20 protein-coding genes, 4 pseudogenes and 1 other annotated feature are annotated in these 24,949 nt (G+C 59.9%); of the genes and pseudogenes, 12 read left to right on the top strand and 12 right to left on the bottom strand.

Translation table 11 applies throughout. The features are described from left to right. The coding region (locus tag MU516_RS16430) for a transposase (RefSeq protein ID WP_260278356.1) at nucleotides 1–168 on the bottom strand (168 nt) is incomplete at its 3' end. 353 nt (nucleotides 169–521) lie between these two features. On the opposite strand from MU516_RS16430, the gene MU516_RS16425 reads away from it, so the two are divergent. Together MU516_RS16425 and MU516_RS16420 are read left to right on the top strand one after the other, a co-directional pair. Next, complete coding sequence (locus MU516_RS16425) at nucleotides 522–1,877, top strand: hypothetical protein (protein WP_260278354.1); 1,356 nt, start codon at nucleotides 522–524, stop codon at nucleotides 1,875–1,877. 59 nt (nucleotides 1,878–1,936) lie between these two features. Continuing rightward, entirely contained in the window at nucleotides 1,937–3,256 is a 1,320-nt protein-coding gene (locus MU516_RS16420) for a GNVR domain-containing protein (RefSeq protein WP_260278353.1), read from the top strand. Nucleotides 3,257–3,296: 40 nt separating this feature from the next. On the opposite strand, the gene MU516_RS16415 is transcribed toward MU516_RS16420, so the two are convergent. From MU516_RS16415 to MU516_RS16380, 8 genes are all read right to left on the bottom strand, one after another. Next, on the bottom strand, nucleotides 3,297–4,208 hold the full coding sequence (locus MU516_RS16415) for a hypothetical protein (RefSeq protein ID WP_260278352.1): 912 nt from the start codon (nucleotides 4,206–4,208) through the stop codon (nucleotides 3,297–3,299). A gap of 82 nt (nucleotides 4,209–4,290) precedes the next feature. Next, entirely contained in the window at nucleotides 4,291–5,349 is a 1,059-nt protein-coding gene (gene pseI / locus MU516_RS16410; RefSeq protein ID WP_260278351.1) for a pseudaminic acid synthase, read from the bottom strand. Nucleotides 5,350–5,367: 18 nt separating this feature from the next. Then, on the bottom strand, nucleotides 5,368–5,868 hold the full coding sequence (pseH, locus tag MU516_RS16405; protein WP_260278350.1) for a UDP-4-amino-4,6-dideoxy-N-acetyl-beta-L-altrosamine N-acetyltransferase: 501 nt from the start codon (nucleotides 5,866–5,868) through the stop codon (nucleotides 5,368–5,370). Then, nucleotides 5,861–6,988: a UDP-2,4-diacetamido-2,4,6-trideoxy-beta-L-altropyranose hydrolase gene (gene pseG / locus MU516_RS16400; RefSeq protein WP_260278349.1), complete on the bottom strand. Its 1,128-nt coding sequence runs from the start codon at nucleotides 6,986–6,988 to the stop codon at nucleotides 5,861–5,863. Before pseG ends, pseH begins: the two co-directional genes overlap by 8 nt. 2 nt (nucleotides 6,989–6,990) lie before the next feature. Then, the gene (gene pseF, locus MU516_RS16395; protein WP_260278348.1) at nucleotides 6,991–7,692 is read right to left on the bottom strand and encodes a pseudaminic acid cytidylyltransferase; all 702 of its coding nucleotides are present in this window, start codon (nucleotides 7,690–7,692) and stop codon (nucleotides 6,991–6,993) included. Then, nucleotides 7,689–8,849 carry a UDP-4-amino-4,6-dideoxy-N-acetyl-beta-L-altrosamine transaminase gene (pseC, locus tag MU516_RS16390; protein ID WP_260278347.1) on the bottom strand — a complete coding sequence of 387 codons (1,161 nt, stop codon included), beginning with the start codon at nucleotides 8,847–8,849 and terminating at the stop codon, nucleotides 7,689–7,691. The genes pseF and pseC overlap by 4 nt, the downstream gene beginning before the upstream one ends. Nucleotides 8,850–8,875: 26 nt before the next feature. Beyond that, the gene (locus tag MU516_RS16385) at nucleotides 8,876–10,093 is read right to left on the bottom strand and encodes a lipopolysaccharide biosynthesis protein (protein ID WP_345780857.1); all 1,218 of its coding nucleotides are present in this window, start codon (nucleotides 10,091–10,093) and stop codon (nucleotides 8,876–8,878) included. Between the two features lie 204 nt (nucleotides 10,094–10,297). Continuing rightward, nucleotides 10,298–11,329 (bottom strand): glycosyltransferase family 4 protein, encoded by a 1,032-nt coding sequence (locus tag MU516_RS16380; protein ID WP_260278345.1) that lies wholly within the window; start codon nucleotides 11,327–11,329, stop codon nucleotides 10,298–10,300. A gap of 416 nt (nucleotides 11,330–11,745) precedes the next feature. Here MU516_RS16380 and MU516_RS16375 point away from each other — a divergent pair, with 416 nt between their 5' ends. From MU516_RS16375 to MU516_RS16355, 5 genes and pseudogenes are all read left to right on the top strand, one after another. Next, nucleotides 11,746–12,774 carry a polysaccharide biosynthesis protein gene (locus tag MU516_RS16375; RefSeq protein ID WP_260278344.1) on the top strand — a complete coding sequence of 343 codons (1,029 nt, stop codon included), beginning with the start codon at nucleotides 11,746–11,748 and terminating at the stop codon, nucleotides 12,772–12,774. A 40-nt stretch (nucleotides 12,775–12,814) separates the two neighbouring features. Next, the gene (locus MU516_RS16370) at nucleotides 12,815–13,987 is read left to right on the top strand and encodes a polysaccharide biosynthesis C-terminal domain-containing protein (protein WP_260278343.1); all 1,173 of its coding nucleotides are present in this window, start codon (nucleotides 12,815–12,817) and stop codon (nucleotides 13,985–13,987) included. Then, nucleotides 13,984–15,138, top strand: coding sequence for a non-hydrolyzing UDP-N-acetylglucosamine 2-epimerase (wecB, locus tag MU516_RS16365; protein ID WP_260278342.1), 1,155 nt, complete (start codon nucleotides 13,984–13,986; stop codon nucleotides 15,136–15,138). The genes MU516_RS16370 and wecB overlap by 4 nt, the downstream gene beginning before the upstream one ends. Next, nucleotides 15,135–16,412, top strand: a complete 1,278-nt coding sequence (locus MU516_RS16360; protein ID WP_260278341.1) for a glycosyltransferase family 4 protein — start codon at nucleotides 15,135–15,137, stop codon at nucleotides 16,410–16,412. Before wecB ends, MU516_RS16360 begins: the two co-directional genes overlap by 4 nt. Before the next feature lie 718 nt (nucleotides 16,413–17,130). Continuing rightward, a pseudogene (locus MU516_RS16355) lies at nucleotides 17,131–17,352 on the top strand (transposase); the annotation flags it as partial. A gap of 40 nt (nucleotides 17,353–17,392) precedes the next feature. On the opposite strand, the gene MU516_RS16350 reads toward MU516_RS16355, so the two are convergent. Beyond that, nucleotides 17,393–18,621 (bottom strand): IS3 family transposase gene (locus tag MU516_RS16350; RefSeq protein ID WP_260278340.1). Its coding sequence is split into 2 segments (ribosomal slippage): nucleotides 17,393–18,333 and nucleotides 18,333–18,621, totalling 1,230 coding nucleotides; the frame shifts between segments, so codons are not numbered across the junction. Next, nucleotides 18,224–18,340 (bottom strand) — a sequence feature (AL1L pseudoknot). It overlaps the preceding gene by 117 nt. A 52-nt stretch (nucleotides 18,622–18,673) precedes the next feature. On the opposite strand from MU516_RS16350, the pseudogene MU516_RS16345 reads away from it, so the two are divergent. After that, a pseudogene (locus MU516_RS16345) lies at nucleotides 18,674–19,387 on the top strand (IS5 family transposase); the annotation flags it as partial. Between the two features lie 56 nt (nucleotides 19,388–19,443). Then, nucleotides 19,444–19,638: pseudogene (locus tag MU516_RS16340) on the top strand (transposase); the annotation flags it as partial. A 252-nt stretch (nucleotides 19,639–19,890) separates the two neighbouring features. Here MU516_RS16340 and MU516_RS19505 read toward each other — a convergent pair. After that, nucleotides 19,891–20,115, bottom strand: a pseudogene (locus tag MU516_RS19505) (DUF4158 domain-containing protein); the annotation flags it as partial. 342 nt (nucleotides 20,116–20,457) lie between these two features. After that, entirely contained in the window at nucleotides 20,458–21,618 is a 1,161-nt protein-coding gene (gene mobQ, locus MU516_RS16330) for a MobQ family relaxase (RefSeq protein WP_260278338.1), read from the bottom strand. A 645-nt stretch (nucleotides 21,619–22,263) separates the two neighbouring features. On the opposite strand from mobQ, the gene MU516_RS16325 reads away from it, so the two are divergent. Genes MU516_RS16325 through MU516_RS16315 form a run of 3 tightly spaced genes read left to right on the top strand, consistent with a single transcriptional unit; the run spans nucleotide 22,264 to nucleotide 24,883 of the window. Then, nucleotides 22,264–22,602, top strand: a complete 339-nt coding sequence (locus MU516_RS16325; protein WP_260278310.1) for a mobilization protein — start codon at nucleotides 22,264–22,266, stop codon at nucleotides 22,600–22,602. Beyond that, nucleotides 22,599–24,374, top strand: coding sequence for a type IV secretory system conjugative DNA transfer family protein (locus MU516_RS16320; protein ID WP_260278337.1), 1,776 nt, complete (start codon nucleotides 22,599–22,601; stop codon nucleotides 24,372–24,374). The genes MU516_RS16325 and MU516_RS16320 overlap by 4 nt, the downstream gene beginning before the upstream one ends. A gap of 11 nt (nucleotides 24,375–24,385) precedes the next feature. Further along, entirely contained in the window at nucleotides 24,386–24,883 is a 498-nt protein-coding gene (locus tag MU516_RS16315; protein WP_260278336.1) for a hypothetical protein, read from the top strand. The last annotated feature ends 66 nt before the right edge of the window (nucleotides 24,884–24,949 follow it).

Here is a 24,949-nt window from a genome sequence, read left to right as displayed (position 1 = left end):
CTCAGCCTTCTTGACCCAGTCGTTCAGCGTGTTCGCCGAGCAGCCGATCTTTGCTGCGATCGACGTGATCGCCTGCCAGCGAGATCCGTGCTGCCCCTCGTTGTCGAGAACCATCCGCACGGCGCGCTCGCGGACTTCCGGGGAAAACTTGTTCGTAGTCTTGCTCATGATGCTCCACCTTACTCAGGAGTTGGAGCCTCCGGCAAACCCGGGGCGGTTCAGATGCCTTCGGGGGGCGGTCACATCATCAACGCCCATCATTAACGCCGTTCTGAGCACAATTCCGATGCGTGTGGAATAAAATTATCGTGCTCGATGGCGGACTTGTGCTAGCAACCGACCCTGCGGCTGTGATAGGAGGCACAAGCTGCGGATGCAGGGAACTGAACAGGCGCGGCTGAGCAATTTGCAAGCAGCATGACAAACTCTTGGCTGATTATGCTCCATCCGTCTTTTTGATAAAGACAGGATGAGAGCCGAGAGTAGATGAGAACCAACCCGCCTTGAAAGGATCGGCTTCTTTGGCACGCGCGATGTTTTCCATCATCCTGCTGCTGCTTTCCGTCGGAATGTATTTCCTGGAAAGATATGGATACAATGATCGTCCAACCCTGACGCATGTCGGCGCGATCCTTGTGACGCTGGCCTATCTCTGGGTGTTTCTCCGCGACAGCCAGGCTGTCGTGATGACCAGCTTCTTCCAGATTTATTACATGCTGGGCATGATGCTCAGCGCGGCAATCATTTCATTTGGGACCTTCATGATCGAGGTCGGCCGTTTCGGAACAGCGAACGGCTTTTTCTGGGTGCTGCTTGGATACTTGGTCGCCGGAATGGAGGCGACCCGCGCAGGTTACAACTTAGCGGGCCGGCTGCGGTTCACAAATGGCATGATGCGGCCTTCGGACGGCCTGAACAAGGCCCTGATCTGGGCTTTTACCGGTGTGGTCCTGCTGATGGCGCTGTATGTGTTCCTGCGGACGGGCGGGCCGATCCTTCAGGGGGTCGATCGTGTCACCTTCTGGAAAACGCTGGCCCCGGCGGGAACCAAAATCCTGCCCAGCCTGGTCACGCAAAGCTTCTTTTTCGCGGCATTCTATTTCCTGTGGATCAAGAGATCAGAGAAATCGGCGGGGCTTCCCATTCTGATCCTTGTATCCTATGTGCTTGCGGGAATTTTTGTCTTGGGAGAGAAGTTCAGTTTATTCATTAACTTCTTGAATGCTTGGTTGTTCATTATGCCGGCTTTCTTTGATAATGTTCGCTTAACATGGCGCAGCGTAATTTCTGGCATGTCTATCATTGCGGTTCTTTTAACATATATAGCTTTCACCTATATGATGAAAGGATCCAATGCTGATTTTGTGCTTGTCCGGGCGGCCTTGCAGGCGCAGTTGCTGTGGAGCATATTTGACAATACGGACGTTATTGCTGTTCTACCCCAAAATTCTGCCTGCTATCTAGGATGCGGGCCATTCCAAAGTGGTCGGGACTTTATAAGCTTCACCTATCTGCCGACCGGTTTGTTTTATTTTTATCAAGAAGGGGGAAGCACACTTTCCGGTTTCATGCCGGCGCTGTCTATCATGACGATGGGAAGCCTGCTGACGCTGTTTCTGCATCTGCTGATATCCTTCACACTTGGATTTGTTCAAAGAAAGACCGTCATCACCCTGGGTTCAGGAAATCTTCTGTTGGGTTTCCTGTCGTTCAAGATACATTTCGCGATCGTGGTGACTTGGTATGTGGCAACCTTCGCGCCCTTACGGGGGCTGATTGCTGCGGTGTTCCTGACGATCGTCTATGCCGTGATATTCCCGCGCAGAAAGACGGCACCAGCCTTGGTGCCGGATGGAAACAGGCGGGCTGTCGCATGACCGTGCGCCTCCCGCGCTCCTTTTCAATGCCGCCCGCCCGTTCAACCCGAGACATAAACATGCCGACGCAGAAGACCGACCTTCAAGACGATGTTTTTTACGCCACGAATATCACCACGGCAATCTGGCGCCGGCGTTGGCCGATCGCCCTTGTAGCGGCACTTTCGATGGCCATGGGAATAGCCGTCGCATTTTCCCTCTCCGACAGATACAGAAGCTATGCTCAAATCCGCGTCGAGAAGGTTTCGCCAGTATCGTCAGGCGTGAGCGGTCTGGCGATACTCGGCGGCGGCGAATCCGAAATAGAAACAGAGATCTTCGCGCTGAAATCAAGAAAGATCCTGGGTCAGCTTATTGATGACCTGAATCTGCGTATCTATGCCCAACCCGACGCGCCTCCCTTTTACCAGAGGCTTCCCGTCTTCGGAAAGTATTTCCATGACGACACTGCGCCGAGCGCGGTAATCAAGGTGGATCTGTTAGACGTTCCGGAAAACTGGCAAGGAAAAGAGTTCTTCCTGACATATGAGGGCGAGGACAGTTTCAACTTTCGCTTGCCTGACGAGACCGCATTGGAGGGTCGGGTTGGTGAGCCGCTGACCCACCCCAAATCCGGCCTTACTTTAACCGTTGCCAGCCTTTCCGGACCAGTGGGGCAGGATTTCACCCTCAGGAAGGATCGGTTTTTCTCGACCCTGGCCTGGCTGCAGAAGAACCTTGAAGTTTTTCAGGTCAGGCGGACCGACCTTGTCACCCTATCGATGACGGATTTCGATGCCGAGCGGTCGCAGAAGATCCTGGCCGCTGCCTTGGATGTCTACTCCGCCTTCAATAACGATTATGTCGTGGAAAAGGCGCAGAAGCGGTTGGACCATGTCGAAGGCGAATTGCCTGTCGCGATGAAAGCCATCGATGAGGCCGAAGAGGCGCTGAAGGAGTTTCAAGAGGAAAGCCGTATGATCGACGTGCAGATCCAGACGGAATATCTCCTCAAGCTTCTGGCCGAGAACGAGGCGCTGCTGCGCCAAGATCAGCGGCCCGCCGAACAAGAGCGTCTGGAAGAAATCCGCGACGAGATCATGAAGTCCCTAGGAGAAATTCCAAATACGCAGCAGCAGATGCTGAATCTTCAACGCGACATCGAGATCGCCCAAGAGATTTACATCGGCCTGATGAAGGTGGTCCAGGAACAGCGTGTGCAGCGCGCAAGCGCCTATGGAACGGTTCGCATCCTTGACGAACCCCTTGCAGACGACCGGCCGGTTGGCCGTGGCCGATCCATCATCATCCTTGCGGTCACCTTTTTGGGAACGATTCTGGCCATGGTTGTCGCGATTGCCAAGGCCCATCGTCGTCGCGAGGACAGCAGCATCGCTTGACCCTGAGGCCGTTTTCGGAAAGGGACTGCAATATGACCAGCTAAAGAAGAATAAATTTCACGTCAGAGTCAGACATGTAATATGCGGCGCTGCTGCCGTGATGATATACGGTGACTTTCTCATATCTGTCCCGCAGAAATTTTATTATTATCTCTGCGGGAGTTACTGCTGGCAGTAGTGCGTCAGCATCAACGCCAAGGGCTGTCGGGTTTATGTTCTTGATGTGCGGATGCGGCTTTACAAAGAAATCTTTGCCATTATTCCGGAATTGTGAAATAATTTTTTGATCGAAAGAGTAATTTGTAAGATAAAGCAGACAATAATCATTGTTTCCTGAATGTGGAATCCCGCTGAAGCCAAATAGATAGCTAAGAAATTCCATGTTATGAAGAATGAATTCGCCAAGACTTTTTCTTATTCCACAAACCATCCTTGCCTTGGATTTTGTAGCCTCCTTGTATCTTTCTGGTTCATGTACAAATATTCCAGAAGTCATGGCTGATCCACCAAAGCATGTGCCGACACCAAACCTGTCAAGAATAAATTTCTTTGTTGATGCATAAAGGTCGGATCGATATGTTCCTATTCCCTCTTCGTAAGCAAATATTCTAACTTTTTTGTAGGATATGAGTAGTCTTGCAAGTTGCAGTGCATTTCGCGCTCCAACATCGGAATCAACCAGGATCTGCTTATAATTTTTCTGTTTCTGGATGTGGCGAAATGCTGCACTCTTGCAGTCAAAGAATTTCATCTCGCCCCATGGTGCCGCATTGTTCGTTGCCTTGTATCTTTCGAACGCCGCGCGAGACCCTGAAAAATCATCTGTCAACAAGATGTCGACATTATCTTTTATCCCCAGCTGATCGATGATGCTGCCTGCGATCATCAACTGAAGCGGTTTCGTGACAATAAAGGCGCTTCTTCCCTCAAAGGAAATTTCAGGGATTTTCATTTTTATTCCTGATGATATTAGTGGGCGAAATTGTCTTTCGGAAATATCCGCCAACAGAAATGCTATAATTCAGTGTGCCGCTTCATGTCTCGAACCCATCCAGATCCGCGGCCTTGACCGGGGTCATTGCGGCCACATCGCGGGTCAGCGTCGCGCCGATGACCCGGTCCAGGTGCCGGGGCGCAAGGCCAAAGCCGGGGCGGACGCTGCGGACGGCGTTGGCGTCGACCGTCTCGCCCGCCTTCAGGTCACGCAGGAAATACAGGGACCGGCGGAACTGGGCATTGCCCTGCTCGCTGGATTTGCGGCCGTAATCTACCTGTCCAAGTGCCTGCCAGGCCGTCCTGGCGCCGGCGCAGAGGGCGGCCATTTCCGCCGGTTCCAGCGAGAAGCTGTCATCGGGCCCGCCGCCGCTGCGGTCCAGGGTGAAGTGCTTTTCGATGATCGACGCCCCTAGAGCGATGCTGGCAATGGCGGTGGTGTTATCCAGCGTGTGGTCCGACAGGCCCGTGACCAGGCCGAACCGCTGGATCATGTCAGGAATGGTGCGCAGGTTGTAATCCGCTGCCGGGGCCGGATAGCCGCTGACGCAATGCAGGATCGCAAGCTGGTTGCAGCCCCCGTCCCGCGCCGCCGCGATGGCTTCGGCGACCTCCTCGGCATCAGCCATGCCGGTCGAGATGATCATCGGCTTGCCGGTCGAGGCAGCATAGCGGATCAGCGCCAAATCCACGGCTTCGAACGAGGCGATTTTGTAGGCCGGGGCGCCCAAATCCTCAAGTAGGTCAACCGCCGTGCAGTCGAAAGGGGACGAGAAAATCGTGATGCCGACTCTGTGCGCATGGTTGAACAGGGGCTTATGCCACTCCCAGGGCATATGCGCCTCGGCGTAAAGCTCGTAGAGTGTGCGCCCATCCCAAAGTCCGCCCTTGATGCGGAATTCTTCTGCATCGCTGTCCAGCGTGATGGTGTCGGGCCGGTAGGTCTGCAGCTTGACGGCATCTGCCCCGGCCGCTTTCGCTGCGTCGATGATGCGCAGCGCGGTCTCCAGCTGGCCGTTATGGTTGGCCGACAGTTCGGCGATGACATAGGGCGGGTAATCAGGCCCGATGAAGCGATCTGCAATTTTGATGGTGGTCACATCCAGTTCCCGATTGGTTCAGTCCCATTCATGGGACAAAAGTCCGAAGCAAATGACATCCTCGTGGCGATCGTCGATCGGATGGTGCTGCCGCAGAATGCCTTCCTGACAAAACCCTAGCGCGCAATGCATTCGGATCGAAGCCGTATTCGAGGCAAGCGCCTGACCACAGACCTTGTGCAAACCCAAGGCACCGAACGCATGGTTCAGCGCGGCGGCGCCCAGTCTGCGCCCCGTGCCCTTTCGCGCGCTTGGAGTCGCGTAGAAGCCCCAGTCGGATACCCCGCCGGGTCGAACATTGGCGAACTGGACGTAGCCGATCGGTACCCCGGCCTCCTCGACCAGCAACAGGCGGCGGGTTTCGTCTCGGCTGGCTGTGGCGAACCAGTCACGATGTTCATCCATTCCGATTTCATGCCGGTTGAACATGACCGCGCGGACTGCGGGTTCGTTGCGCCAGGACAGGACCATGGCCAGGTCATTCTCGGTCAGAGGGCGGAGGCTGCAGCTGTTAATCATGCCAGGTCATCATCTTTCGCGCCACATGCAGGGCACCCTCGCCATCGGTTATACTGGCCGATGCTTTAGCCAAGCCAGCCAAGAATGCGGTCATGCCGGCTTGGCTATCATACCGCGCCAGAACTGCCGCAATGTCATTGGGATCGCATACCGTCACGGCGGCGCCTGCAGCATCCAAAATCGTTGCAATAACGCTCTGGTTGGCGGCCAAGACCAGGCAGAAGCTGGGCAATCCCATGCAGCAACGTTCCCAAGCCGTGCCGCCGGCCGCACCGATGGCTAGGTCGCTGTCGGCCATCAGCCGGGCCATGTCGTCCACGCCACTCAACACCCTGGTCAGGCGCCCCATGCAAGCTGCGCGCCGACGGACCTCTGCCAACCAGGGCGCGTTCCGCCCCATGACCACCACGATCTGCAGGTCTTCAGGCAGAGGGGCGCGGTCCAGCATGTCCAAGACGGCACCAGTCACGTTGTCCTGATCCATGCCGCCCATCGTCACCAAAATCCGGTTGAATTCGGGCCTGACCCGCCGCGCCAGGCTTTCTTGACGCAGCTTCCTGAATTCGGGCCGCAGCAACGCAAATCTTGCGCCTAGCAACAGTTGGGTCTCGCTTCCCACATGCGCCGCATAATCGGTAGGAATCCGGCCTAACGTCTGGTCCAGCAGCAGATCGCAGTCATGGCTGCGATCGGCAAGGTCGTCGATCACCATCAGTCGGCGCACCCGAGGGCGCAACGCTCTTTCCCAACTCCGGTTTAGGGCATAGTGATCGACGACCAGCCAGTCCGTCTCCCCGGTTCCCAGCGCGGCGACAGTATCGGCGCAGTCCTCGGCCCAATCTACGCCCAGCCAATGCGCATGGGCGGGGCCGGACGCCCTTTCAGCCGGGATGGCGGATTTCGCGGCAGTATCCCGGCAGGTAAGCCTAGCGACAGCATAACCGCGTTCCTCGACCAATGAGGTCAGATCGCCCTTGTGCGAACGACAGAGAAAGCGGCAGACGGCTCCCTGATCGCGCAGCCTGTCGGCCAGCGTCAGGCAGCGCATTACATGCCCGGTTCCGATTGACAGAGAGGCATCGACCCGAAAGGCAATGCGAGGTGCTTTTCCGCCCGCCATGGTCACGCCGTTGCCGGCATTTCGCGCAGGATGCGGAACATCAGTTCGGCCCGCAGCCAGTCGTCGGGCGTGTCAATGTCTTGGACCCGGTGGCGCGGCAGGATGACAGCGGCACTGTCGCAACCAAACAGAGGTTTTTGCGCCAACCAGGCGGCGGCGGTGCCCCAGTAGAACTGGCCCGCATCGTGCCAAGCCTCGTCCAGATCCTGAGACCGGGTGGTAAAATGTTCGGGCTGGAACATCTCGACGCGATCATCTGCAGTCAGGCGCAACGCGCGCTGGATAGGATAGGCATAACTGGTGATGGAAAAGGCGTAATCGGCCCCGCTATCCTGCAAAATCGACAGGCCGCGTTGCAGGTCGCCCGCGCGGACAAAGGGGGCCGTTGCATAAAGACAGCAGACCTCGGACGGAGCGGGACCGTTGGCGGCTTGCCAAGCTACGGCGTGGGCGATGACGGGGATGGTGCCAGTATGATCGTCCGAAAGATCACTAGGGCGGCGAAAGGGGATCTCTGCGCCAGCATCCCGTGCGACGGCGGCGATTTCATCATCATCGGTGCTGACAATCACCCGATCGAAGCAGCCAGATTCAAGCGCCGTCCTGATCGACCAGCCGATTATCGGTTGGCCGCAGAACATCTTCACGTTCTTGCGCGGAATGCGCTTGCTGCCGCCCCGCGCGGGGATGACTCCCAGCCTCATGAGGCAACGGCCTCGCGCAGGACTTGGACGACAAAGTCCTGCTCGGCCTCCGTCACTAGAGGGTGCATCGGAATGCTGATCGCCTCGCGGTAATATTGCTCGGCTTGGGGATAGTCGCCCTGACGGAAGCCCATTTGCTGATAATAAGGCTGGGTATGCACGGGGATGTAATGTAGGTTAACCATGATGTCGTGGGCGCGGAAATCTTCGAACACCTTGCGATGAGACACACCGATCCGGTCAAGCTTCAAGCGGATCACGTAAAGATGCCAGGCCGAATAGCTGTCGGGCGCTTGCCACGGCAAGATCACCGGCAGGTCGGCTAACAGATGGGCATAGCGGTCCGCGATCTGGTGACGGCGTTCGACATAATGCGTCAGCCGGGTCATCTGCGTGATCCCCAAGGCAGCCTGAAGATCGGTCATCCGGTAATTGAAGCCAAGTGCCACCTGCTGGTAGTACCACGGTCCATCCATTGGCTGGGTCATCAGCGCGGCGTCGCGGGTAATGCCGTGGCTGCGCAATAGGCTAAGCCGGGTGGCCAAATCGGGGCAGTTTGTCATGGCCATTCCGCCTTCGGCCGTGGTGATGATCTTGACCGGATGGAAGCTAAACACTGTGATGTCGCTGTAACGGCAATTGCCGATCGGCTCGCCTTTATAGCTCCCCCCAATGGCGTGCGAGGCGTCCTCAATGATGCGGAAACCGTATTTCTGTCCCAGCGCATGGATGGCCGCCATGTCGCAGGGCTGGCCGCTCAGATGCACGGGTACTACGACCTTGGGCAGCTGGCCGGTCTTTTCGGCGGCGATCAACTTTTGCTCAAGGGTAGCCGGACAGAGGTTGTAGGTCCGAGGGTCAATGTCGACGAAATCCACCCGCGCGCCACAATAAAGTCCGCAATTGGCTGAGGCGACGAAGGTATTAGGCGTGGTCCATAGCCAATCCCCAGGCCCCAGATCCAGCGCCACGCAGGCGATATGCAGCGCCGAGGTCGCGCTGTTCACCGCGACTGCATGGGCAGCCCCTGTGTGGTCCATTACCGCCTGCTCGAACCGGGAGATCGACGGTCCCTGCGTGAGGTTGACCGATCTCAGCACCTCGGTGACAGCGTCGATGTCTTGCTGAGTGATGTCTTGCTGGCCGTAGCGGATCATGCGGGAAGCACCCTGTCTTTGTAGGTTCATTGCCATATTGGCGGGTTCGTGGAATCACCGAAACCTTGCCGCAGATAAGCAACGGTCTTCCAGACGAGGATCAACGCGAAAGACATAGCCAAAGCAACCGGCACTGCCAAGTTCGGCAAGATTTTTTCCAGAAGCCAAGCCATCAGCAGGAAGGTCGGCAAAGCGGCCAGATGGCTGTGGATGATGGGGCGGTCACTACCCTTGGCATAAAGGGCGTAATGCGGCACCAAGCCGATCGCGTTTAGGATCGTGGCCAGCAGCAGCCAAGGATAAAGGTCGATCATCCGGCCATAAATCGGATTGCCGATCCAAGTCAGAAGCCAAGGCAGCACCAACCAGCTGGCCACGGCGAACAACCCGCAGCAGCTAAGCGTCTGCCACAGCATTCGCTGGACGCGCCGGCGAGCGGCCGCATGATCCTTTTGGTGATGCAGCGAGATCAGTTCGGGATAGGCGAAGGCGAAAACGCCCGCGTCCAGGAAGGTCATCAGCGCGCTGGCAACGCCCAGGAACAGCACATAGCCTGCCACGCCTTCCAGCCCCGTGAAGGCTTCCACGAGGTAGCGGTCCGAGGTCTGCATCGCCCGCAGAGCAAGGGTGGCGATCAAAAAGGCAGTGCTGATCTTGATGCCCCTGCGCACCCAGGCCCAGTCGACCGGATGGCGCCAGCTTCCGAAGGACTGCCGACGAATATACCACAGCCCCAGCAAGACTGTCGCAATTCCCGATCCGGCCCACAGCCCCATGACCGTATTTAGCCCGCGGGTCTCGGGGCGCGCCGCCATTAGAGCGATCACCGCCAGCGCCCAGACCCCTTGGCGCGCGAACAGTAGGATCCCCGCCTGAATCTGCTTTGATAGGGCGATCAGCAGCCGGAACACCTCCTGATTCACATGTTCGAGCACGGCAATCGCCAGGAACCACCAGATCAGGGAACGCGGCCAGTCGAGATGCACGAGCAGCGCGAAGGTGATCGGCAGCACGGCTGCATAGAGGCACAACGACATCAGGATCTGCGCCTTCAGCGGCTTGGCGCGTTCGTGCTGGGGCAATTGCAGCAGTTCGCGTGTCGTATAGATGTAGAAGTCGAGGCCTACAAAATAGAGGATGAAGCCGATCGAAGCGGTGAACAGGCCATAATAGCCGACCGCCTCAGGTTCCAGGAACCGCGCCAGGAAGAACATCAGCAGGAAGCGGACGATCAGGGTCGTCATTCGCAAGGCGATGTTCAGAAGGCGTCCGTATTGTCCCGACAAGCCCTGTTCTCCCATACGGATGCGCTATCCGGCGCGGTCCCGTGAGGTTCACCCTCTGCTCGCAAGAGCGCGATTGTTCAATGCGGAATACCGGCGCCGCTGAGCTTCGGACACGTTCTTCAACAGCGTGATCTGCGGCTCTTTCACAGCGGCGCAGATTTGCTACGACCCTGAAGTCGCGCTGACCCGATCGGCTGCGATCCTGCGGAACATCGCCAAGGTATCCTTCCTGCCGCGATCTTTGCTAGCATAGTCCTTGGCGTAGCCCAAAGCCGCCGCTCTGGCATTTCTCTGGCCGGTCTCGTCGCGGTCGGCTGCTTCCTCGATGGCCCTGACCCATTTCGCTTTGTCATGCAGGGGCAGAACCCGCAGTGCAGGCGTTCCGTCCTCTTTCCACATGGTCGTGTCACTGATCAGGACCGGCGTTCCGGAATCGAGTGCTTCAAAGATCACGTGACCGAAGTTTTCCCCCAGTGTGGGAAAGGCAAAGGCATCGTGTCGCGCAAAGGTACTGCGGACCTCGTCGGGCGTGATCGGACCCTTCCACGTAATCGAGATATTCGACGGAAGCGTTTCGGACAGCATCTTGCATTGTCTCAGGTAGGCTTCGTTCTCGGCGGGTCCATGAATTGCCAGTGCGACCTTTCGGCGAACCTCCTTCAGGATCGCGATCAAGCCATCAAGGTTCTTCATCGGGGAAACGCGTGAAATGAAGACCAGGCTGAGAACACCTGCGGTCTTCAATGGATGCTTGTGGTCATCGACAGAGATGGCGACGGGATCGGCGGCAATGTGAACCCGTGCTCGTTCCACCGGGAAGACGCGAAGCAGATCTGCTTTCTCTGCTTCCGATGAGACATGCCAATGTACGTTCCGATAGAGACCGGATAGTTTGGCAAAAGTCAGAAAGGCCTTCTTCTTGGCAGTCTTCTGCGAAAGGGCGCCCGGCGAGAATTCGCCCCGAGGCGCTATGAGGATATGGGATTCTTTTTCCTTCCTGCGAAGGACTGCATTCGGCAGGATAGAACCCTTCACGCTGAAGAAGCTGTTCAGATAGATGATATCGTAATCACCCTGCCCGATCGCCATGCTGATGCTTTTTGGACCGAAGGTCTTCGGACTGGCGTAGTAGAGGCGTGCGCCCTGATCGCCGAGCCAGCAATCCGCGGCAATGCCCGGATAGGGACCGGTCATGCCCAGATCACGATCGCGGGTGATGAGGTCGAACTCGATCTGGTCAAGAAGGGCCTGGCGGATGTTGACAATGGTGCGGATCGGGCCTCCGGCCTGAAAGCCAGGCAGGTAGTAATCGGCTACGGCCAGCACCTTGGGTCGTTTTCCGGTCTTCATCAACAGGCCTTGGTCCAGGGGGCGATCTGCAGAGTTTTCCGGGCGGGACGGGCAGGATCTTCGGGGGCTATTACGCCTCGGAATAAGATGTATCAAGGCCAGTCTCTAGAAGGATGGGCCTTCCTGCGCAAGCCTCTCCGGATGGATCATTCCGAGTGGCAGAGCCTTGCATCTCCTGTTCTGATGACGAAAAGGCTGGAATAAGATTCGCGGGCCCTCAGACGAACGGCCAGTCAACAACACAACCCAGACGAGCGTTCATGTTTACTAACAAGACCCTTCTCATTACCGGCGGCACCGGATCTTTCGGCAATGCCGTTCTGCGCCGCTTCCTGGACTCCGACCTGCGCGAAATCCGCATCTTCAGCCGAGACGAGAAGAAGCAGGACGACATGCGCAAGCGCTACAACAGCGACAAGCTGAAGTTCTATATCGGCGATGTGCGCGATTATCAGTCAATCCTGAACGCTATGCGCGGCGCCGATTATGTCTATCACGCCGCGGCGCTGAAACAGGTGCCCTCGTGCGAGTTCCACCCGATGGAAGCGGTCAAGACCAATGTCCTGGGAACTGAAAATGCCCTGGAAGCCGCGATCGTCTGCGGCGTCGAACGGGTCGTCTGCCTCAGCACCGACAAGGCCGTCTATCCTATCAACGCCATGGGGATCAGCAAGGCGATGATGGAAAAGGTGATCGTCGCCAAGTCACGCTCCAGCAACCACACAGTAATTTGCGCCACGCGCTATGGCAACGTGATGGCCTCGCGCGGGTCCGTGATCCCGCTTTTCGCCAACCAGATCTGGGCCCGGAAACCCATCACCATCACGGATGGGTCGATGACCCGCTTCATGATGACTCTGGACGATGCGGTGGATCTGGTGCTGTATGCCTTCGAACACGGTAAGCCCGGTGAAATCTTCGTGCAGAAGGCCCCGGCTGCGACCATCGATGTCCTGGCACGGGCGCTGACGGGCTTGATGGGGGTGCCTGACCATCCCATCAACGTGATCGGTACGCGCCACGGTGAGAAATTGTTCGAGGTTCTGCTGAGCCGCGAGGAAATGGTCGCTGCCGAGGATATGGGCAACTATTACCGGGTGCCGCCGGATTTGCGGGATCTAAACTATGACAAGTTCGTCGAAGAAGGCGAGGTGCGCATCTCGCAAGCGGTTGACTATAATTCCCACAACACCGTCCGACTGGATGTCGAGGGAATGCAGGCGCTGCTGCGCAAGCTGAAATTCGTCGAAGGCATCCTGGAGGGCCGGCAGGTCGAGCCGGAAGAATAAGGCGATCGGCGGATAGCACAATGCACGGGTTGGTAAGCTGATGGCGAACGAGGCGAACGTTCCGGCGGAGAGACCGCACAGGTTGCGAAAGATCGTCGTGACCGGCGCGGCGGGCCTGCTCGGCTGGCATGCGTCTGCGCGGCTTCACGCGGCCAACTGCATGGCCCGCTACCGGAACGAGACCGAGCCCTTTGAGATCGTCCAGTTGGATCGCGCAGCCTTTCAGGACGACGCAGTGCTGAGCAAGGCGGTCTCGGGCTCAGAGAGCGTTTTGCATTTTGCGGGCGTCAACCGAGGCTCGGATACCGAGATCGAGGGCAATGTGGCCATTGCGCGGCGCCTGGCTAATATTTGCCGCGCACAGGGCGCAACTCCACATGTGGTCTATGCCAATTCGACCCATGCGCAGGGAACGTCCGTCTATGGGCAAGCCAAGCGCCAAGCCGCCGAAATTCTGGCCGGAATCGGCGGCGGCTTCACCGACATGATCCTGCCCCACATTTTCGGAGAGTGCGCGCGGCCGAACTACAACAACGTCACCGCCACCTTCATCGACAAGGTGATCCGGGAAGAAACCCCAAATGTCGACCCGGCAGGTAGGGTTCAGCTTCTTTATGCAGGAACAGCGGCGCAGGTCACCATCGACGCTGCAATGCAGGGACTGCAGGGCGAACTAGTCCCTGCCCCACGCCCAACGGAAGTGCCCTCGCTGTTCGACACCCTGCGGCGATTTCATGCCGACTACGCAGTGAACTTGCTCCCGGATCTGTCTCAGCCCTTTATTCGTGATCTGTTCAACAGTTATCGAGCCGCGCTTTATCCACAGTCCTTCCCGCGCCCTTTGCGTCTCCACACCGATGTTCGAGGAACATTATTCGAGACAGTGAAAGGTGGCGGCGGCGGGCAGAGCTTTGCAAGTTGGACGCAGCCCGGCATCACGCGGGGCAATCATTTCCACCTGCACAAGATCGAACGCTTCCTCGTTCTTGAGGGTGAGGCAATTATCCGCATCCGCCGCGTCTTGGGCGGTCCGGTCTGGACATACCGGGTCAGCGGACGGAAACCGGCGCCGGTGGATATGCCGACCCTGCACACCCATTCAATCGAGAATGTCGGGAACCGGCCGCTGCTGACGTTGTTCTGGACCCATGATCTGTTCGACCCGGCCGCGCCCGACACCTACTTTGATCCGGTTCTTAAGGAATCCCCGTGAGCAAGCTGAAAGTCATGACGATCCTCGGGACGCGTCCCGAAATCATCCGCCTGTCCCGCGTGATGGCGCGGCTGGACGCCCATACCGATCATCGGATCGTCCATACCGGACAGAACTGGGATTACAGCCTGAACGATATCTTCTTCAACGAACTTGACGTGCGCAAGCCGGATCATTTCCTGGGAACCGGCGGCGGGACGCTGGGTGAAACACTGGGCAAGATCCTGATTGAAAGTGAAAAGGTGATCCGCGCGGAAAAACCCGATGCGGTCCTGATCCTGGGTGACACCAACTCGGCCATCTCGGCCATAATTGCCCGCCGCCTGAAGGTGCCCGTCTATCACATGGAGGCAGGCAACCGGTCCTTCGACCGCAACGTGCCCGAGGAAACCAATCGCAAGCTGGTGGACCATATCGCCGATTTCAACCTGGTCTATACCGAACATGCCCGCCGCCATCTGCTGTCCGAGGGCATCCAGCACCGCCGGATCTATCTGACCGGATCGCCGATGCGTGAGGTGCTGACCCATTACGCCCGGAAAATAGAGGCTTCGGACGCACTGGCCCGGCTGTCGCTGGAGCAGGGACGGTATTTCGTCGTTTCGCTGCACCGCGAAGAGAACGTGGACAACAGCGCGCGTCTGCGTACGTTGCTGGGCACGCTGAACGCCTTGGCGGCGGAATACGACATGCCGGTCATCGTCTCGACCCATCCGCGCACCCGTAAGCGTATTGAAGCCCTGGAGGATGCCGAGATCGACGGGCGTGTGCAATACATGACGCCCTTCGGCTTCATCGATTACAACAAGCTGCAGAAATCGGCCTTCTGCGTGATTTCGGACAGCGGCACCATCGCCGAGGAAAGCTCGATCCTGGGCTTTCCGGCGATCACCCCCCGCGATGCCATCGAACGTCCTGAGGGCCTGGATGCGGGCTGCATCGTCGTCACCGGCCTGAACCGCGATACCATTCGTGAGGCTGTGGCCATGACGACCCGGCTTCATGCGGAACGGGTCGAAGCCGGCATTCCCCACCCCCTGCCCGAGGATTATACCATCCTTAATACCTCAGAACGAGTGCTGAGCCTGATCGCCGGCACCGCCCGGCTGTCGAACGCCTGGGACGGAATCCGGCAGAACGACCTGACATGACCCAGCCCGCTGCCGACACCGATCCGAAGGCCCCGCCCGGTCGGCGCGGGCTGTCAATCGCCTTCGTGGCGCAGTATTTCTTTCCCGAACAGTTCAGCAACAACGCCATCGTCGAGGATCTGGTCCAACGGGGCCACGACGTGAGCGTGGTGACGGGAGTGCCCAATTACGGGCGTGAGACCTTCTTCGAGGGTTATTCCAACCGCGAGCGCCGCGAGGAGAGTTGGCGCGGCGCCCGTGTGCATCGCGCCCGGTCTGTGGCTCGCGGCAAAAGCAAGCTGCAGCTTCTGTTCAATTACCTGACATTCCCGGTGACCGGCAGCTGGACTGCGCTTTGGCGACTGCGCAACCGTCCCGACGTAATCTTCACCTCGCTCACCTCGCCGGTGTTCCAGGCCCTTCCGGCGATCGTACTAGCGCGGCGGCATCGCAGCCCCCTGGTCTGCTGGGTGCAGGACATTTGGCCAGAAAGCGCCATTTACACGCTGAAGCTGAATAATCCATTGATCGTCCGGCCGCTGACCTGGGTTTCGGGATGGATTCTGCGCCGCGCCGATCTAGTCCTGGTCCAGAGCGCCGCCTTTCCACCGATGATCACGCGGTTCGGGATTCCGGCGGACCGGATCCGGGTTCTTCCAAACACGGCGCCAGCCATGTTCCGGCCGCTGACGCCCGAGCGGGCCGCTGATCGCGGTCTGCCCTGGGCGCCAAGCCAGTTCACGGTAATGTTCGCAGGCAATATCGGTGAAAGCCAGAACTTCGATACTATCCTTGCCGCAGCCGAGGCACTGCGCGAACGAAAGGATTTACGATGGGTAATCTTAGGAAGTGGGCGTGATTTCGACCGGGTTAAGGCTCGTGTAGCTGAATTGGAGATAGAGGATCGCTTCCTTCTTCTAGGGCGCCACCCCGAGGAAACGATGCCCGATTTTTTCGCACATGCTGATGCGCTTCTGGTCAGCCTGAAGGAAAACGACATTTTCAATCTGACCGTCCCCTACAAGGTACAATGCTACATGGCTTGCCAGAAACCGGTGCTTGCGGCGTTGGCAGGAGAGGGCGCCCGCGTCGTGACTGCTTCGGGGGGGGGCATCGCCGTCGCGCCCGGCAATGTCGAGGCGCTGAAATCCGCCGTGTTGTCGCTGATGGCCATGTCGCCCGAAGAACGAGCTAAGATGGGCTTGGCCGCCCGCGCGTTCTATGATGCCCATTACCGGCGCGACTTGGTCTATGACAAGCTGGAATCATGGCTGGAGGAAGAAGCGAAGGCATGATCATCACATCTATGCAGGCAGGGTAGTTGCGTCGACAAATCAGATCAGACTCTTTTACACAAATCGGCTGATGACTTTGGTTAGAGCTGGACACGGATTTTCGACCAATAAAAGAGTAAGCACTGAATGCTACAAGGGGTTCACAATGTTTCTGGAAAGACCAATCTTAATTTTTAATTTTGTCATTTAAATTTATCATGTCCCCTCTCCTTTTAAGAGCAAGGCTATCTGGAAGAGTAATATTACATATTTACTCAATAATATCTCCCCCGACCAGAATAATAAAAAAATTCTCATGCTTAAGGAGGATAGTATCAATTCAGATACTCTTGCGTCGCAAATATCGGATACTATAGACGGGTTGCCAATTGCCGTTTTATTGGTACTGAGAAGATTTCTTTCTGTTGAGCACTGCCCGAAAGGCAGTAAATTTCATAAGATCTCCATGTTAATTGACTATAAAACCTACACGATACGAGATAATTGGTAGCAATCGTGTTTGTCGGCTGGTCTGATGGGCGTTGATGATGTGACCGCCACCCAAAGGCATCTGATGTGCCAAGGTGGGTCTGCAACGATCCACAAGGGGAGCGGTCATGTTGGAGATTATCACGGTCGGGCTCGATCTGGCGAAGAATGTGTTTCAGGTGCATGGGGCCTTGTTGCAGAAATCGGTTGGGGGATTCACTGCGTGAATCCAGCATGATAGCTCGAGGGAATGAGCAGTTGGGCCCCCACGAAGTACAAGACCACGAACTGGTCGACCTATAACGAAGCGTTGAAGCAACGAGGATCGCTGACGATCTGGTTCGATCCCGAAATGGTGTGGAAGCCGCCTCCAACCGGAAAACGTGGGCGGCAGCCGAGTTTCAGTGATGCCGCGATCCAGACCTGCCTGACCATGAAGGTGCTGTTCGGCATGCCGCTGAGACAGACGACAGTGAACCGCCCCGGGTTTGCCGGAGGCTGATTGTCGTTAGTTACGCGGCCATCTCTTCAGTTTCCAGAGCTGCGTAGAAGTTGGCTTCTGCCTCGGCTGGTGGGATATTCCCGATGGGCTCGAGCAGGCGGCGGTTGTTGAACCAGTCGACCCATTCGAGGGTGGCATATTCGACGGCCTCGAAGCTGCGCCATGGGCCGCGACGATGAATGACTTCGGCCTTGTAGAGGCCGTTGATCGTTTCGGCCAAGGCATTGTCATAGCTGTCGCCAACACTGCCGACCGATGGTTCGATGCCGGCTTCGCCCAGCCTTTCGGTGTAGCGAATGGACAGATATTGCGAGCCGCGATCGCTATGATGGACCAGCCCCATGGCCTTTGTCGGCCTTCGGTCATGGACTGCCTGCTCCAGTGCATCCAAGACAAAACCAGTCTGCGCCGAGGTGCTGGCGCGCCAGCCGACGATCTTGCGCGCATAGGCGTCGATGACGAAAGCGACATATACGAACCCCTTCCAGGTGGCGACATAGGTGAAGTCGCTGACCCAGAGCATGTTGGGAGCCGGGACGCGGAACTCGCGGTTCACCTTGTCCAGAGGACACGGGGCCTTCTTGTCGGGGATCGTTGTCCGATGCGGTTTGCCGCGGATGATGCCCTGGATGTCCATGTCCCGCATGAGCCGTGCCACCGTGCAACGCGCGGCAACGAAGCCTTCCCGGAAAAGCTGCCGCCAGACCTTACGGACGCCGTAGACCTTGTAGTTCTCCTCCCAGACGCGTTCGATCTCGGGCCGCAGGGCGGCATCACGACGGGCACGGTCCGACAAGCGGGCCGGATTGGCCCGCTTCGCAAGATGATCATAGTAGGTGGAGGGGGCGATCGGCAGCACCCTGCAGATCGGCTCGACCCCATGCGCATCACGATGCGCCTCAATGAAATCCACCATCACTTCGACCGGCGGTCGAGCTTCGCCATCGCAAAATACGCCGACGCCTTCCGAAGTATCTCGTTGGCCTGACGCAGTTCGCGGTTCTCCCGCTCCAGCGCCTTCATTCTCTCGGCCATCTCGCTGGGAACGCCTGAACGCTTGCCGCTGTCGATCTCAGCCTTCTTGACCCAGTCGTTCAGCGTGTTCGCCGAGCAGCCGATCTTTGCTGCGATCGACGTGATCGCCTGCCAGCGAGATCCGTGCTGCCCCTCGTTGTCGAGAACCATCCGCACGGCGCGCTCACGCACTTCGGGGGAAAACTTGTTCGTGGTCTTGCTCATGATGCTCTATCCTACTCAAGAGTTGGAGCCTCCGGCAAACCCGGGGCGGTTCACAGGCTTCATGCAGAGCCTTCTTCGGCTGATCGGGATGGACTGGACCGTACCGGACTTCAGCACCCTGTGCCGTCGCCAGCGGACGCTGAACGTAAACATCCCCTATCGCGGCGGCACGGGTCCGCTGAACCTCCTGATCGACAGCACCGGCATCAAGGCCGAGGGTGAAGGCGAGTGGAACGCCCGCAAGCACGGCGGCCCCAAACGACGTATCTGGCGCAAGATACATATCGGCATTGATGAGGAAACGCTGGAGGTGCGGGCCGTCGAGATCACCGGCAGCAACATCGGTGACGCACCCATCCTGCCTGACCTGCTCGATCAGATCCCGGCAGAGGAACAGATCGGTTCCGTGACTGCCGACGGCGCCTATGACACCCGCAAATGCCACGAGGCAATCGCCGCTAGAGACGCCGCTGCTGTCATTCCACCACGCAAGAATGCCAAGCCCTGGAAGCCCACGAGCCCGGGTGCCATCGCACGCAATGACGCCCTGCGCGCCACGAAGCACCTGGGCCCGGCCCTTTGGCGACGATGGAGCGGCTACCATCGCCGAAGCCGTGTCGAGGCAAAGATGAACTGCATCAAGCTGCTCGGCCAATCCTTGATGGCGCGCGACTTCGACCGCCAGGTCGCGGAACTCCAGGTTCGCATCGCCGTACTCAACGGCTACACCGCCCTCGGAATTCCTGTCACTGTGCCCGTAGGATAAGTCCGTCCGGGGAAAGGGGAACTCCGCTCAGGCCCCGATTTGTGCAACAGCGCCCCGTAGAGGCGCTGAATTCGAAGATCCGCCGGGCCGTCCGCACACGGGGGCATTTCCCCAGCGACGAAGCGGCGGCGAAATTGATCTATCTGGCCCTGAATGCTACTTCTCAGGAGTGGAAGCGCTCGGTGCGCGAGTGGCACGCAGTGAAAAGCCAGCTCGCCATCATGTTCGAGGACCGCTTCCCAATGGCGTAATCCAACGCGCCGGGGCACAGAATTCCGGACAGTCTCGGCAATCCTCGCAAGAAGGTTTTCAACGGCATCGTGCCGAGCCCCGCGCACCAACCGCTCCATGATCTTGTCCGACGGCACGAAATATCCCCGCGCGCGGCTCTTGCGATACCCGAGTTCGACCTGGTTCTCGATCTTCCAGAAAGCCCCCTGAAACATCTCGGCCAGTTCGCCCCGCAACGCCTGCCGGTCCCGATCCGTGGCGCGACGAATACCCAAATGTCGCAAGATTGCCGCCCGGTGCCTGCGCGCGGTCACATGACCGTACTCGAAATCCCGTTCGTCTGGGGCTGCGATTCCCAGTTGTTCGCAAAGGTATTGCACAACATCGGCCGGGACATCGCCCGACCGGCACGGAAAGCGCGACCGCTCCCGGAAAAAGCTCAGCTGAAACGCAAACCATACACGGCCAGAACGATTGACACCCTCGATCAATCCCACGTCATCGAAGGGCAGGCTCCAAACCTCGACAAATGACCGTTCCAACTCGCCAACCCCCAACCATGCCAGAAGCAGCCTCCCGACTTCGGACCACACGGTCAACAGTCAGTTCGTTCGCTATATGTTCCTTCAAATGTCCATATATGCACGTTCGGGCCTGTTGGGCCTATCCTGTACAAAAGGGTTCGCGTCATGCTTTTTGAGAATTTTCTTCACACTATCAATGTCAGCTTGATCAATCTCCCATGTGCACTGCATGACCACCTCTATTCGGAGAACTCGAACACGCTCCGCTGAGCCGTGACGTTGTCGCGCAGGTTATTAGCCCGCCTTGGTGCGCTTTTACAACTCGAGCCCATCATCGCGCTCCAGCCCAATGCTTCGACTCCGTTCCTTGCCGCGCTCCTCGCCAACATCGGACTGTTCACGCGCCTCCTGCTCTTTCCCGAGCAGATCGGCCAGCCGCTCATTGACCCCCTTCTGTGATTGCGTGCGCCCATCCCGTGCACCTTTCCCGATGATCTCCGCCAGCCTGTCGCGCAAGTCGCCGGCATCGCTACCCTCCCCCAGCTCCTCACCGACCCCGTCCTTCCCCACGGCGGCCCTGAGCGCGGCCAGCCCGGCACTGACCCGCCCCTCGCCCTGCTCACGGGCGATCCCGTAGGCGTCGCGCGCGATCTCCAACCGCTCCCGCATTTCGGCGAAGAGCGCCCGCGCCTGGCGGGCGGCGTGCACCTTCGCCCCCCGTTCCGTCACCGGCACGTAATCCCGGCCCTCGGCCGCGGCCGCGCGCATCTCGCGGCGCTCCATCGCGTTGGCCGCCGGCCCCAGCTTCACTTCTGGCGCCCGGTCCAGTGTCTCGGCCGCCAGCGCATCGCCCTGCTCCAGCGCCACGGCGCGCTGCGCCTCCAGCGAGCGATGATCGACCCGCTCTCCCACGCCGGCGCGCTCCAACGCCCGGTTCTGCAGTTGGCCCCAGAGCGCCCGCATTTCCTCGATCTCCGCGCCGCCAGTCTGCGCGGCATCGAGAATGCGGGTCTTGGCGCCCAGCCCCCCGGCGCCAAGCGCCCGCGTGGTGGTCAGCACATGGGCATGGTGGTTGCGCTGGTCGCCCTCGCGATGCGGCGCATGGATCGCCACATCGGCCGCCACGCCGTAGCGATCGACCAGGGCCTGCGCGAAGTCGCGGGCGATCGCCGAGCGGTCGGCATCGGATATCTCGACCGGCAGGGCCAGCTCCCATTCGCGGGCGGTGACGGAATTGCGGCGGGTCTCGCGCGCCTCGGCGGCATTCCACAGCGCGGCCCGGTCCTGCGCCCAGACCGGCGAATCCTCCGGCACGACGATGAAGGTCTCCGCCACGCCGCCCTTGGCGGAATAGTCATGCACGCGCCCCTCCCGGTGGCAGACAATGACAGAGCCGGAGCGATAGGCCGCGGCCGCTGTCGCCGAGCGGCCGGCCGACCGCTTCACGGTCTTTACCGAGAGATGGTAGCTGGCCATGCCGCGCCCTCCTCCGGTGACGACCGTCGGCGTTCCCCTGCCGTCCATCTGCCCGCCAAAATGCGCGGCAGAGGATGATCGGGGACGCCGATCTTTTCCGTTCCCTGCCGCCCCCCGGAAGGCTGGGCAGGGAGCGGAAAAGATAGCCCGGCCGAGACGGTCAGCAGGACCGTCGAGTGCCAGGCTCTCCTGTACCGCGCCACCGCCTGCCCTGCCCCATAACTGGCGGCAGGCCGGCGCATGGCACAGGCGGCGCGCAGCTTGCGTGCCTGGCGCGGATCGGGGCCACCATGGCCCCACGAGATCCGTGGCATCCGGCGCGCCGACTCTGACGCCAGACCGCCCGCAAAGGGCCAGTCGAGGCGGAAGAGGCCCTGCGCGCCGGCGGGCAATCCAACAGCCCATGTTGGCCCGGGATGGTTTGGAAGGGGCGGCGCGCCGTTCCATCTCGATGCGCGTCGCATCGACGGGGTTCGCCATCGGCCGGGGCTTTGCCCCGGGGAGATCGCACGCAAATCTCGAAACCTCAGGTTGAGAGTTTGCATAAGTGCGCCCTTGTCCTTTAGAGGCCTACGGGTACGCGCTACCGGTTGTGCTGGCAAGCACCGTTTCAACTTGGCTCATTTTATCACGGAGATCATTCCCATGGCGGAAACCGAGCTCGAACGCGCCGAGAAGCGTTATGCCCAGGCCAAGGCAAGGTTGCAGGCGCTGAAGAACCGGGAATCCGCAAAACAGCGCAAGCTCGATACCCGCCGCAAGGTCATCCTCGGCGGGGCGCTGATCGATCTCGCGGGGCGCGACGATGCCGCCGCCCGGATGCTCGACCGGCTGATCCGCAACCTGCCCCGCGACCAGGACCGGAAAGCCTTCGAAGGCTGGAGCGCGGAACGCGATGCGGCAGGATCGGGTGAGGAGAACGCGGAGGGCTCTGCCTCCCCTGCCCCGGCTGTCGGGGATGCTGACGCGGGTACGACCGGATGAGCCGGGTCATTGGCCGGCTGTTCCGGTTCCTCGCCGGGTCGGCCGCGATGGCGATCGCGGTGCCCTGGCTGCTCTTCCAGCTGGCGGTCCTGCTGCTGCTGGCCTCGGGCGCGGCGATCGTCACCTTCATGCTGGTCCGGGCCCTGATCCTCGGGGAAGCGGTGGTGACCGATCCGACCTCCGCGGTGGGTCGGCTGGGATTCCTCGTCGTGCAGCTGGCCTTCTGGGCGCTGGCGGTACGTTTCTGGGCCTATCTCCACGGCTTCGATCACCTCTTCGCCCGGCGCGGCAACAGCCACGGCTCCGCCCGTTTCAGCTCGAAGGCGGAACGCGCCGCTTTCCGGCAGGGCGACGGGCTGCTGATCGGTCGCGATCCGGAGACCGGCCGGCTGTTGCGCTATGACGGTCCCGCCCATCTGCTGACCCTGGCACCGACCCGTGCAGGGAAAGGGGTGGGCACCATCATCCCCAACCTGCTGACCGCGAACCGCCCGGTGCTGGTGATCGACCCCAAGGGCGAGAATGCCCGCATCGCGGCAAAAGCGCGGGAGCGCTTCGGCCCGGTCCATGTCCTCGATCCCTTCGGCGTTACCGGAATGCCATCCGCCGCCTGCAACCCGATGGCGGGGCTCGATCCCGGTGATCCCGATCTCGGCGACGAGGCCGCGACCCTCTCCGAGGCGCTGGTCATGGACCCGCCCGGACAGGTCCATGACGCGCATTGGAACGAGGAGGCGAAATCGCTCCTCGCCGGGCTGATCCTGTTCTGTGCCTGCCACGAGTCCCCGGAGCGCCGGACGCTGGCCTCCGTGCGGGATTACCTGTCGCTGCCACCCGAGAAATGGGCGGCGCTGCTGGAGCTGATGCAGGAGAGCGACGCGGCCGGCGGGCTGATCGCCCGCGCCGCCAACCGCTTCGCCGGCAAGGCCGGGCGCGAGGCCGCCTCGGTCATGTCGAACGCGCAGCGCCACACCCGTTTCCTCGACAGCCCGCGCATCGTCGCGGCGATGGCCCGTTCGGAGGTGGATTTTGCCGATCTGCGCCGGGGGGTGACCTCGATCTTTCTCGTCCTGCCGCCGAACCGGCTGGATGCCTATAGCCGCTGGCTGCGCCTGATGCTGTCCCAGGCCCTCCAGGACATCGCCCGGGCCGCGGAGCGCCCCGGAGAGGCCCACGGCGCCGCTGACACGCCCGCAGGCGCCCTGAACGGTCCTGGGAGCGCCACAGAGGCGCTGCAGGACCCCAAGGAGGCTCAGGAGGCCGCAGAGCCGCCGGAACGGCGCAGGGACGCCGCGCGGGCGGTCCCGGCCCCTGCCCTCTTCCTGCTGGACGAGTTCGCGGCGCTTGGCCGGCTGGAGGCGGTGGAACGCGGCATGGGGCTGATGGCCGGTTACGGCATTCAACTCTGGCCGATCCTGCAAGACCTGAGCCAGCTCCGGGATCTCTATGGCGCCCGCGCCGGCACGTTCCTCGCCAATGCGGCCGTGCAGCAGGTCTTCGGGGTCAACGATCTCGACACCGCGAAATGGCTGAGCGAGAGCATCGGCAGGGAAACCGCCTATGGGCAGTCGGAAAGCCATCAGCCGGGCGAACCGGCCTCGCTGACCACCGCGCCGCTTGCCCGCGACCTGCTGACGCCCGACGAGATCATGCAGATGCCGGCCCATCTCCAGCTGCTGCGCGTGCAGGGCCAGCCGGTCATGCTGGCCGAAAAGCTGCGCTACTACGCCGATCCCGAGTTCGAAAATCTCTTTACGCCGCAACCCGCCTGACAGGAGAACCCGTGTCCATGCCCGATCGACATCCCGTCTCCCCTGCCCTTTCCGACGCCGCCCTGCGCGAAACCCTCGATCTCCTGGGCCAGGTCGTGGCCAGCATGTCGGCGCGAATCGACAGGCAGGGCGAGAAGATCGACGAACAGGAACGGCTCATCGTGATGATGACGGAGGCGCTGGCCGACACACGCGATGCGGCCCGCCGCGCCGCAAAACAGACGGACGCCAAAACCTATGCCGGTCAGATGGTCGAGGCACTGGACGCCAATCTCGACCCGCTGTTCCGGAAGCTCCAGAACGCCATCGACGGGCTTTATCGACAGCACAACGACACGGCCCATCGACTGAGGCAGCTGGAACAGGCGGAACGCGAGGGCCTCGACAAGCTGCGGCAGGAGCTGGCGTCCGCCAGCGCGTGGCGGCGAAAGGTGCCCGTCATCTGGGCCGGCGCCGCCGGTCTGGCGGTCGTGCTGACGGTCGGTCTGAGCCTGGTCTTCTCAGCATGATGCCGGGGCCGGAAGCGCCGCTGGCGCAAGTTATCCACAGGCGGCGGGTGTTAATAGGTGTTAGAG

This window comes from Paracoccus maritimus, assembly GCF_025195095.1.
Lineage (GTDB): Bacteria > Pseudomonadota > Alphaproteobacteria > Rhodobacterales > Rhodobacteraceae > Paracoccus > Paracoccus maritimus.
This window is presented reverse-complemented; position numbering and strand designations above follow the sequence as displayed.

Bases quoted from the DNA above. Each gene is read 5' to 3' on its own strand.
- MU516_RS16420 (WP_260278353.1), top strand. From the start codon at position 1,937: ATGCCGACGCAGAAGACCGACCTTCAAGACGATGTTTTTTACGCCACG.
- MU516_RS16415 (WP_260278352.1), bottom strand. From the start codon at position 4,208: ATGAAAATCCCTGAAATTTCCTTTGAGGGAAGAAGCGCCTTTATTGTC.
- pseH (WP_260278350.1), bottom strand. From the start codon at position 5,868: ATGATTAACAGCTGCAGCCTCCGCCCTCTGACCGAGAATGACCTGGCC.
- pseG (WP_260278349.1), bottom strand. From the start codon at position 6,988: ATGGCGGGCGGAAAAGCACCTCGCATTGCCTTTCGGGTCGATGCCTCT.
- pseF (WP_260278348.1), bottom strand. From the start codon at position 7,692: ATGAGGCTGGGAGTCATCCCCGCGCGGGGCGGCAGCAAGCGCATTCCG.
- pseC (WP_260278347.1), bottom strand. From the start codon at position 8,849: ATGATCCGCTACGGCCAGCAAGACATCACTCAGCAAGACATCGACGCT.
- MU516_RS16385 (WP_345780857.1), bottom strand. From the start codon at position 10,093: ATGACGACCCTGATCGTCCGCTTCCTGCTGATGTTCTTCCTGGCGCGG.
- MU516_RS16380 (WP_260278345.1), bottom strand. From the start codon at position 11,329: ATGACCGGTCCCTATCCGGGCATTGCCGCGGATTGCTGGCTCGGCGAT.
- MU516_RS16375 (WP_260278344.1), top strand. From the start codon at position 11,746: ATGTTTACTAACAAGACCCTTCTCATTACCGGCGGCACCGGATCTTTC.
- MU516_RS16370 (WP_260278343.1), top strand. From the start codon at position 12,815: ATGGCGAACGAGGCGAACGTTCCGGCGGAGAGACCGCACAGGTTGCGA.
- MU516_RS16360 (WP_260278341.1), top strand. From the start codon at position 15,135: ATGACCCAGCCCGCTGCCGACACCGATCCGAAGGCCCCGCCCGGTCGG.
- mobQ (WP_260278338.1), bottom strand. From the start codon at position 21,618: ATGGCCAGCTACCATCTCTCGGTAAAGACCGTGAAGCGGTCGGCCGGC.
- MU516_RS16325 (WP_260278310.1), top strand. From the start codon at position 22,264: ATGGCGGAAACCGAGCTCGAACGCGCCGAGAAGCGTTATGCCCAGGCC.
- MU516_RS16320 (WP_260278337.1), top strand. From the start codon at position 22,599: ATGAGCCGGGTCATTGGCCGGCTGTTCCGGTTCCTCGCCGGGTCGGCC.